Origin of the sequence: Rhodopseudomonas sp., assembly GCF_048594845.1 — a bacterium.
Taxonomy (GTDB): Bacteria; Pseudomonadota; Alphaproteobacteria; order Rhizobiales; family Xanthobacteraceae; genus Rhodopseudomonas.
In genome coordinates, this window is the sequence record NZ_JBMDXE010000322.1 from 1 (window position 1) to 7616 (window position 7616).

General features: G+C 62.5%; 5 protein-coding genes and 1 tRNA gene. 3 read left to right on the forward strand and 3 right to left on the reverse strand.

Annotation, left to right across the window (positions count from 1 at the left end; genetic code table 11):
• Nucleotides 1-577 precede the first annotated feature (577 nt).
• From cas5c to cas7c, 3 genes are read left to right on the forward strand one after another with little or no spacing between them, the layout of a single operon-like run.
• Nucleotides 578-1273, forward strand: coding sequence for a type I-C CRISPR-associated protein Cas5c (gene cas5c / locus ACOJTD_RS21515; RefSeq protein WP_420134897.1), 696 nt, complete (start codon nucleotides 578-580; stop codon nucleotides 1271-1273).
• Nucleotides 1274-1275: 2 nt separating this feature from the next.
• Entirely contained in the window at nucleotides 1276-3018 is a 1743-nt protein-coding gene (gene cas8c, locus ACOJTD_RS21520) for a type I-C CRISPR-associated protein Cas8c/Csd1 (RefSeq protein WP_420134901.1), read from the forward strand.
• Nucleotides 3015-3968, forward strand: coding sequence for a type I-C CRISPR-associated protein Cas7/Csd2 (gene cas7c / locus ACOJTD_RS21525; protein WP_420134898.1), 954 nt, complete (start codon nucleotides 3015-3017; stop codon nucleotides 3966-3968). The genes cas8c and cas7c overlap by 4 nt, the downstream gene beginning before the upstream one ends.
• A 366-nt stretch (nucleotides 3969-4334) precedes the next feature.
• On the opposite strand, the gene ACOJTD_RS21530 is transcribed toward cas7c, so the two are convergent.
• The 3 genes from ACOJTD_RS21530 to ACOJTD_RS21540 all read right to left on the reverse strand — a co-directional run bounded on the left by ACOJTD_RS21530 (nucleotide 4335) and on the right by ACOJTD_RS21540 (nucleotide 7602).
• On the reverse strand, nucleotides 4335-4877 hold the full coding sequence (locus ACOJTD_RS21530; RefSeq protein ID WP_420134899.1) for a GNAT family N-acetyltransferase: 543 nt from the start codon (nucleotides 4875-4877) through the stop codon (nucleotides 4335-4337).
• A gap of 23 nt (nucleotides 4878-4900) precedes the next feature.
• On the reverse strand, nucleotides 4901-7258 hold the full coding sequence (locus tag ACOJTD_RS21535) for an Orn/Lys/Arg decarboxylase N-terminal domain-containing protein (protein WP_420134900.1): 2358 nt from the start codon (nucleotides 7256-7258) through the stop codon (nucleotides 4901-4903).
• A 268-nt stretch (nucleotides 7259-7526) separates the two neighbouring features.
• Nucleotides 7527-7602 (reverse strand) — tRNA-Lys (locus tag ACOJTD_RS21540).
• Between the last annotated feature and the right edge of the window lie 14 nt (nucleotides 7603-7616).

The window sequence follows — 7616 nt, forward strand, 5'->3', positions numbered from 1 at the left end:
GGAGGATTGGATCTAAATCGGAGGAACGCCATGACCTCGTTTACAGCACTCGTATCTCAAGCGCGATTGCGAATTGGGCACACGAAAGAATCCTCTCCGCTTTCGCACGATAACACTGACCGAGGCATATCAACCGCACTGCCGGCGACAGCAGAGATGAGGATCGTCTTAGATCAATCCCAGATTCCGCAACGCTCTATCCGCTCGCTATCCGGACGGGACGGCTATGCGCGCCTGCCCCCGAACGGAGACGCACCGATCGAAGGCCCGGGTCTGGTGACTGATAGTGGTGATTCTGTGCCGGGATTCCTCTTCGACATTCGTCAGAAGCCGCAATTGAAGCTTCCAGGCGCGCCTGCGGCTTTTCCCGCAAGGCGGCTGCGTACTGCGTGTGCGTCCGTATCAAATCAGGACGCTCTCGCGGCGTGTCGCGCCCACCACTTCCGTCAAATTTTAGGAAGCAGGCGTGAATACATGCACGGAAGGGATGTGTGTGTGGACTAAGCGCCTCCATGAATTGCCAGTGGCGGTCTGTCGTGTTTACGTTTCGCGCCCGAAAAACGGCTGAGGATTGAGCATGGCGTATGGCGTTCGCCTCCGCGTGATGGGGCGATGGGCGTTGTTCACCCGGCCCGAAATGAAGGTCGAACGGGTCTCCTATGATGTGATGACCCCCTCCGCTGCGCGGGGCATTCTCGAAGCGATCCACTGGAAGCCGGCGATCCGCTGGATCATCGATGAAATCCACGTGCTCAAGCCCATTCGCTTTCAATCGATCCGGCGCAATGAAGTCGGCGCTAAAGTGCCGGTTGCGAGGATCCGCAAGGCGATGAAGAGCGAGGCGATTGGCGATCTCGCGCTGATTGTCGAGCAGCACCGACAGCAGCGTGCCACGACGTTGCTGTCGAACGTCGACTACGTGATTTGCGCGCATTTCGAACTTACGCCGAAGGCCGGATTCGACGATAACGCAGCGAAACATCTCGACACGTTTAATCGTCGTGCCCGCAAAGGGCAGGTGTTCCACCAGCCGTGTCTCGGCACGCGCGAATTTCCAGCGGCCTTCGAGCTTCTCGCTCCCGATGCAGCGCTGCCGCAACCCGACGAGGACGACCGCACGATCGCGCTCGGCTTCGGCGATCCGCGCGACCTCGGCTTCATGCTCTACGACATAGACCATCGCGGCGACCACGGATCGATCCTGTTCAGGGCTATCCTCGACCGGGGCATCGTCAAGGTTCCGCCGCCCGACTCTTCGGACCTGCGACGTTGAGCGTGCTCGCCGCCCTCGTCCGCGCTTACGAGCGCATGGCGGCGCGCGGCGAAGTGCCGCCATTTGGCTACTCCTACGAACGGATCGGCTTCCTGATCGCGTTGAGGCCCGACGGCACGGTCGCCGGACAGCCGATAGATCTGCGTCTCGGCGACGGCCGCAACAGGACGTCGCGGCCTTTACCCGTACCCCAGCCGTCGAAGAGAACATCGGGCATCGCGCCGAACTTCCTGTGGGACAAGACGGCCTATGTGCTCGGCGTAACGGCGAGAGAAGGAAAGCGGACCCTACAAGAGCATCGCGCCTTCAGAGAGCAGCATCGAACCTGGCTGGCCGGCACCGAGGATGAGGGCCTTCGCGCCTTGCTGCGCTTCCTGGACGCGTGGAGGCCCAAACGCTTCGCCGAGTGGAACTGGCCCGAGGAAATGATCGATCAGAACCTGGCATTCGCGCTGGAGAGCGAGCGGCTGCTTCCCGTCCATCTACATGACCGGACCGCAGCGCGCGCCGTTTGGACGCGACTGATGGATCAGGGCGGCAAAACGCCGACGATTTGTCTGGTCTCCGGCGAGCGCGCGCCGCCGGCACGGCTGCATCCGGCCATCAAGGGAGTCAGCGGCGCTCAGTCCTCCGGCGCCTCGATCGTCTCCTTCAATCTCGATGCGTTCAGCTCCTACGGCCATCAGCAGGGCGCCAACGCGCCCATTTCGGCCGCCGCCGCCCTCGCTTACGGCACCGCATTGAACCGCTTCCTGGATCGCGGCAGCGGCCACCGCCTCCGGATCGGAGATACCACAATCGTGTACTGGGCTGAGGCAACCGATCCCGCCGCGGCTGCTGCCGCCGAACAGATCTTTGCCGACCTATTGGGCGCCGAAGATTCCAGCAAATCCGGGTGCGCCGACGAGCAGCTCGAGATGATCGCACAGGGCCGGCCGATCAACGACGCAGTGCCGGCGTTGCCGACTGCCGTACGCTTCCACCTGCTCGGATTATCGCCAAACGCTGCACGGCTGTCTGTCCGGTTCTATATCGAAGACGATTTCGAGCTTCTGGCTACGCGTTATCTGGAGCATCTGCAGCGCCTGCGGATCGTCCCGCCGCCACGCGAACCGACCCCGTCGCTCCGGCGTTATCTGATCGAGACCGCCGTGCTGCGCAAGAGCCAGAACGTCTCTCCTCGTCTCGCCGGCGACTGGCTGCGCGCGATCCTCACCGGCACGCACTACCCACTTACGATGCTGTCGGCGCTGATCATGCGGCTACGCGCCGATCACGATGTCAACGCACTGCGCGTTGGGCTGATGAAGTCGATCCTGATCCAGAATTTTAGAATGGAGGTACCGGTGGCCCTTGATCCGGACTGCATCAACAAGGGATATCTGCTCGGGCGACTGTTCGCCGTGTATGAACACATCCAAACCACAGCGCTCGGACATCACGTCAACTCGACGATCAAGGACAAATTCTACGGAGCCGCAAGCGCCCAGCCGCGCAAGGTATTTCGATTGCTCGACAGCGGATCGTCAAACCACCTGTCCAGGATCGGCAAGCATCGAATGGCTAATCGCATCAGCCTGGAGAGGGCTGTCGGCGAGATCATGGATGCGATGTCGCCGGGCGACGACCCCTTCCCGGCGTGTCTCCCCGAGAATGAGCAGGCGCTGTTCTCTCTCGGCTATTATCATCAACGCAATGAATTCTTCCGCAAGCGCCACGGCGGCGCAGCGGAGATCGCCGCATGAGTCCCCTGGCCCACCGCTACGACATCGTTTTCCTGTTCGACGTCACACGCGGCAATCCCAACGGGGATCCGGATGCCGGCAACTTGCCGCGGATCGATCCAGAAACTCACTTCGGCCTCGTCACCGACGTCTCGCTCAAACGCAAGATCCGAAACTACACCGAATTGGCGAAAGGCGATCAGCCCGGCTACCGGATCTACGTCCAGGAAGGAGCCATCCTCAACGAAAAGCACCGCGAAGCCTACAAGGCAATTCGTGGCGATGGCGACAAGGTGATCAAAGCCGACAAGCTCAATCCACAGAGCGATGACGAAGCGCGCGCCGTGACCCGGTTTATGTGCGACAATTTCTTCGACGTACGCGCCTTCGGCGCGGTGATGAGTACCGGGATCAACGCCGGACAGGTACGCGGTCCGGTCCAGGTGACGTTCGCGACCTCGATCGAACGTATTCTGCCACTGGAGATCTCGATCACCCGGATGGCCGCTACCAGTACCAAGGAAAAAACGGAGCGCGATAGACCCGAAGGCGACGGCGAACGCGTCGAGAACCGTACCATGGGACGCAAGCACATCGTACCCTACGGCTTATACCGGGCGCATCTCTTCGTCAGCGCCAAGCTCGCCGAGCGCACCGGCTTCAGCGACGACGACCTCGACCATCTGTTCTCGTCGCTGTCGATGATGTTCGAGCACGACCGCTCCGCCGCGCGCGGCGAGATGGTGTCGCGACGCGCCATCGCCTTCAAACATGCCTCGACACTCGGGAACGCCCATGCGCAGGCGCTGTTCGACCGGGTCGAAGTCCAGCGCCGGATCGGCGACGATCTGGTCAGCCCCGGCGACTCCCGCCTCGACAACTGTCCGCCGGCGCGACACTACGCGGACTACAAGGTGACCATCAACCGGGACAGACTTCCGAAAGGCATCGAAGTCGTCGAACTGTTCTAATCTTGAGGTTGCACTGCACGCATCCGGCCTTCAGGGCGACGTACGGTCACCTGCTATCGTGCCGATATGAGACAGCTGACGCCGGTTTCCACAGCTTATCCTCGGCGGCCATGGATCCGAACCTTTTGCCTCGTTGTTATCGACTCCAAGTCGCTCCCTTAGCGGAGCGTGGATCGAAACTACTTAGGGGAAAGTCGAGGACCGCGACAGTCGCTCCGACTTCGGGCGCCGGTCGGAGGCTTGGAGGAGCGGACAACGACGTGATCGTCCGGAAGACGCGTAGCTGCAGACCGGCGCCTGCTTCGTATGTCCGCTCCTTCGCCAATCATCACCTTGATGATTGGCGGCGTTGTCGCGAGCCATAGATCAAGCGACCGGTGGCGAGGTTGCCCCCGCGCCGAGCGATCTCTGCACCATCACCGTATCCGCCCAATGCCCGAACCGATACGCGACACCGGGCAGTCGTCCGACGATCGTGAATCCGAAGCTCGCATGCAAACCGAGCGACGCGGCGTTGTCCCCGTCGATATAGCCGATCATCTGCCGGAAGCCCGCAGCAGCGCAGGCATCGATCAACGCCTGCATCAAGCGGCGGCCGAGTCCGCAGCCGAGATGGTCGGGATGCACGTAGATCGAATGCTTGACTGTGTGGCGATAGGCGGGGCGTTTGCGAAACAGTACCACGTAAGCGTAGCCCACCACGACGTCGCCACGCAGCGCCACCAGATGCGGGAAGCGCCGGTTGCGCAGGTTCTTGCGGCGCTCCTTGAGATCGTCCGGTTGCGGCGTGCCATGATCGTCGATGCCTTCGTCGAGCCCGCGCCGGATGTAGTAACGATAGATATCGAGCATCGCTTCGACGTCGCCGTCATGCGACGGACGGATCAGGATCGGCAAGGCAGTATCCACGACAACTCCAGAATCCAGCAAGCTCATTCAGCCACGACATAGGTGTAGAGGCGCACCCGCCCCGTCTCGTCGAATTCGCGATAGACGCCCTGGATCTCGACCTCGAAACCGGGGAACTGATTGAAGCTCTGCTCGAACATCTGCAGATAATCGAGCATCGGCTTGGCGCGCTCGCTGAGCCGCTCGCCGGGCACGATGGTGGCAATCCCCGGCGGGTAGACCACGAAGGGCGTGGTGGCGATCCGGCCGGCGATGTCGCTGATCGGCAGGTAGTCGACGTCGTTGCGGACCAGGCAACGCGCCGCGTCGCGCGGCGACATCGCCATCTCGGGCAGATGCTCGGGCAGAAATTGCTTAGCCTGCAGACCGCTGACGTCGGCGTCGCGGAAGAAGCGGTGCATCTGGCCGCAGAGATCGCGCAGCCGCACACCGACATAGCGCGTCGGCCGGCGCCGGCAGAATTCGGGAATGACATCCTCGAGCGGCGCATTGTCGTCGTGCAGCTTCTTGAAGGCGACGAGACCGCTGATCAGCGTTCCCGCCTTGCTGGCCTCGACGCCGGGCGTCAGCAGAAACAGCAGCGAATTGAGGTCGTTCTTCTCCGGCACGATGCGGTTCTCGCGCAGATATTGCGCCACCACCGGCGCCGGGATGCCGTGCTCGGCATAGCGCCCGGTCGCGCGGTCGAAGCCGGGCGTCAGCAGCGTCAGCTTGTTCGGGTCGGTCATGACGAAACCGGGCGTCATATCGGCGAAGCCGTGCCAGCCGGCCTCCGGCGCGATCTGCCAGAACGCCGGATGGGTCGCAAGCTGGTCGGTGCTCACTGCCTCCCACGCCACGTCATGCACCGCGCCCTCGCGCGCTGCGTCGGCGATCGTCACCCGGTCGGGCACGAACGGATCGAAGAACCAGCGTCGGTCCGGCCTCGCCTCCTTCTCCTCGAACTCACGGCGCACCGCGCGGATCTTCTTGCGCAGTTCGATGCCAAGCCGGATCGTGTCGTCCCACAGCACTTCGCCGGAGCGTCCCTTCATCATCTGCGCCCCGACGTCGAGTGAGGCGAACAGCGGATAGAAGGGCGACGTCGAGGCGTGCTGCATGAAGCTCTCGTTGAAGCGCCGATGCTCGACCCGCCGCTTCTGCCCGCGGATGTGGCGGTCCTTGATGTGGATCTGCGACGCCTGCGAAAAGCTGGCGAGCTGTTTGTGGGTGGACTGCGTCGCGATGATGCCGGGCGCGTCCTCGCCGAGATCGGCCAGCCCCATGGCGAAGCGACCGGCATAGAGCGGATGAAACTTCATGAAGCCGGCCCAGGCTTCGTCGAACAGGATGTAGTCGCACAAATGTCCGATGCGGCGCAGGATCATCTCGGCGCTGTGGATGGTGCCGTCATAGGTGCACTGCTCGACCACGGCGACGCGGAAAGGCCGCGGCTTGCGCCACGCCTCCGGATCCTTGACCAGCGGATGGGTGCGGATGCGTTCGCGCAGCGCGGTCTCGTCCAGCGCGTCCCACGCCATCGGCCCGATCAGTCCCCACGCATTGCGGACAGTCGGGACATAGACCGGAATGCCGCCGGCGATCATCAGTGCGCCGTGATGCGCAGCCTTGTGATTGTTGCGGTCGAATAGGACGAGATCGCCATCGGTGACCAAGGCCCCGAGCGCGACCTTGTTCGAACTCGAAGTGCCGTTGAGCACGAAGTAGGTTTTCTCCGCCCCGAAGATTTGCGCCGCCTCCTGCTGCGCGCGCAGCGCCGGTCCCTCGTGGGTCAAGAGATCGCCGAGATCGAGCACCGAGTTGTCGAGGTCGTCGCGAAACACCGCCTCGCCGAGATGCTCGATGAACACGCGGCCGATCGGACTGCGGCTGTAGAACATGCCGCCATTATGGCCCGGACAGGTCCAGAGTTGGTTGCCCTCCTCCGCGTAGTCGACCAGCGCGCCGAAGAACGGCGTCTTCAGCGTGTCGGCATATTGCTTCAGCCGGCTGATCAGGTTGCGTGCGATGAAAGTCGGCGTCTCTTCGGACAGGAACACGTAGCCGTCGATGAAGTCGAGCACCTCGACCGGCACTTCCTCGAACCGCTTGCGGCGGATCAGCAGCACGATCGGAAAGTCGAGACCACGCCGGCGCATCAGGTTGATCAGCGCCGCGGTCTTGCCTTCGAGCCCCTTCTTGCCCCAGTCGACCACCATGCAGCCGATCGCCGCGTCGGTCTGCACCGCGATCTCGGCATCCTCGAGCTTGCGCGCCTTGACGATCTCGAAGCCGGACCGCTCGATCTCAGCGACGATCTGGTTGAAACGAAGCCCTTCGAGATCGTCTGCATCGAAGGTGGGAGCCGAGAACAGGAAGGTGAAGCGCCTGAAATAGTCCATGAGGGTGTCCGACTAAGGTTGCCGACACTCTCTCGCTGCGTTGTGTGACAGCGTGGTGACGCCGCTGGGCCGGGCCAGGCCAAGCACCATGGCTCCAACGAGCTCAATCTCCCGAGATGGAAGTGCCGCGCAGCCCCTTACGACGTGCAGTCGCTCGGACGCGTGTAGATATGCGGGAGGCTAAATCCGAGTGGCGATGGAATACATCGGTAGACACCACCGGTGCCTACCCTTGATCGTCAGATTGAACCGGTTTCAAGGGAGGACTTGGTGGGCGCACTAGGGCTCGAACCTAGGACCCGCTGATTAAGAGTCAGCTGCTCTACCAACTGAGCTATGCGCCCCCGAACCGATCGGA

Excerpts from the sequence above, each read along its gene's own strand:
- cas5c (WP_420134897.1), top strand. The coding sequence starts at position 578 with ATGGCGTATGGCGTTCGCCTCCGCGTGATGGGGCGATGGGCGTTGTTC.
- ACOJTD_RS21535 (WP_420134900.1), bottom strand. The coding sequence starts at position 7,258 with ATGGACTATTTCAGGCGCTTCACCTTCCTGTTCTCGGCTCCCACCTTC.
- cas7c (WP_420134898.1), top strand. The coding sequence starts at position 3,015 with ATGAGTCCCCTGGCCCACCGCTACGACATCGTTTTCCTGTTCGACGTC.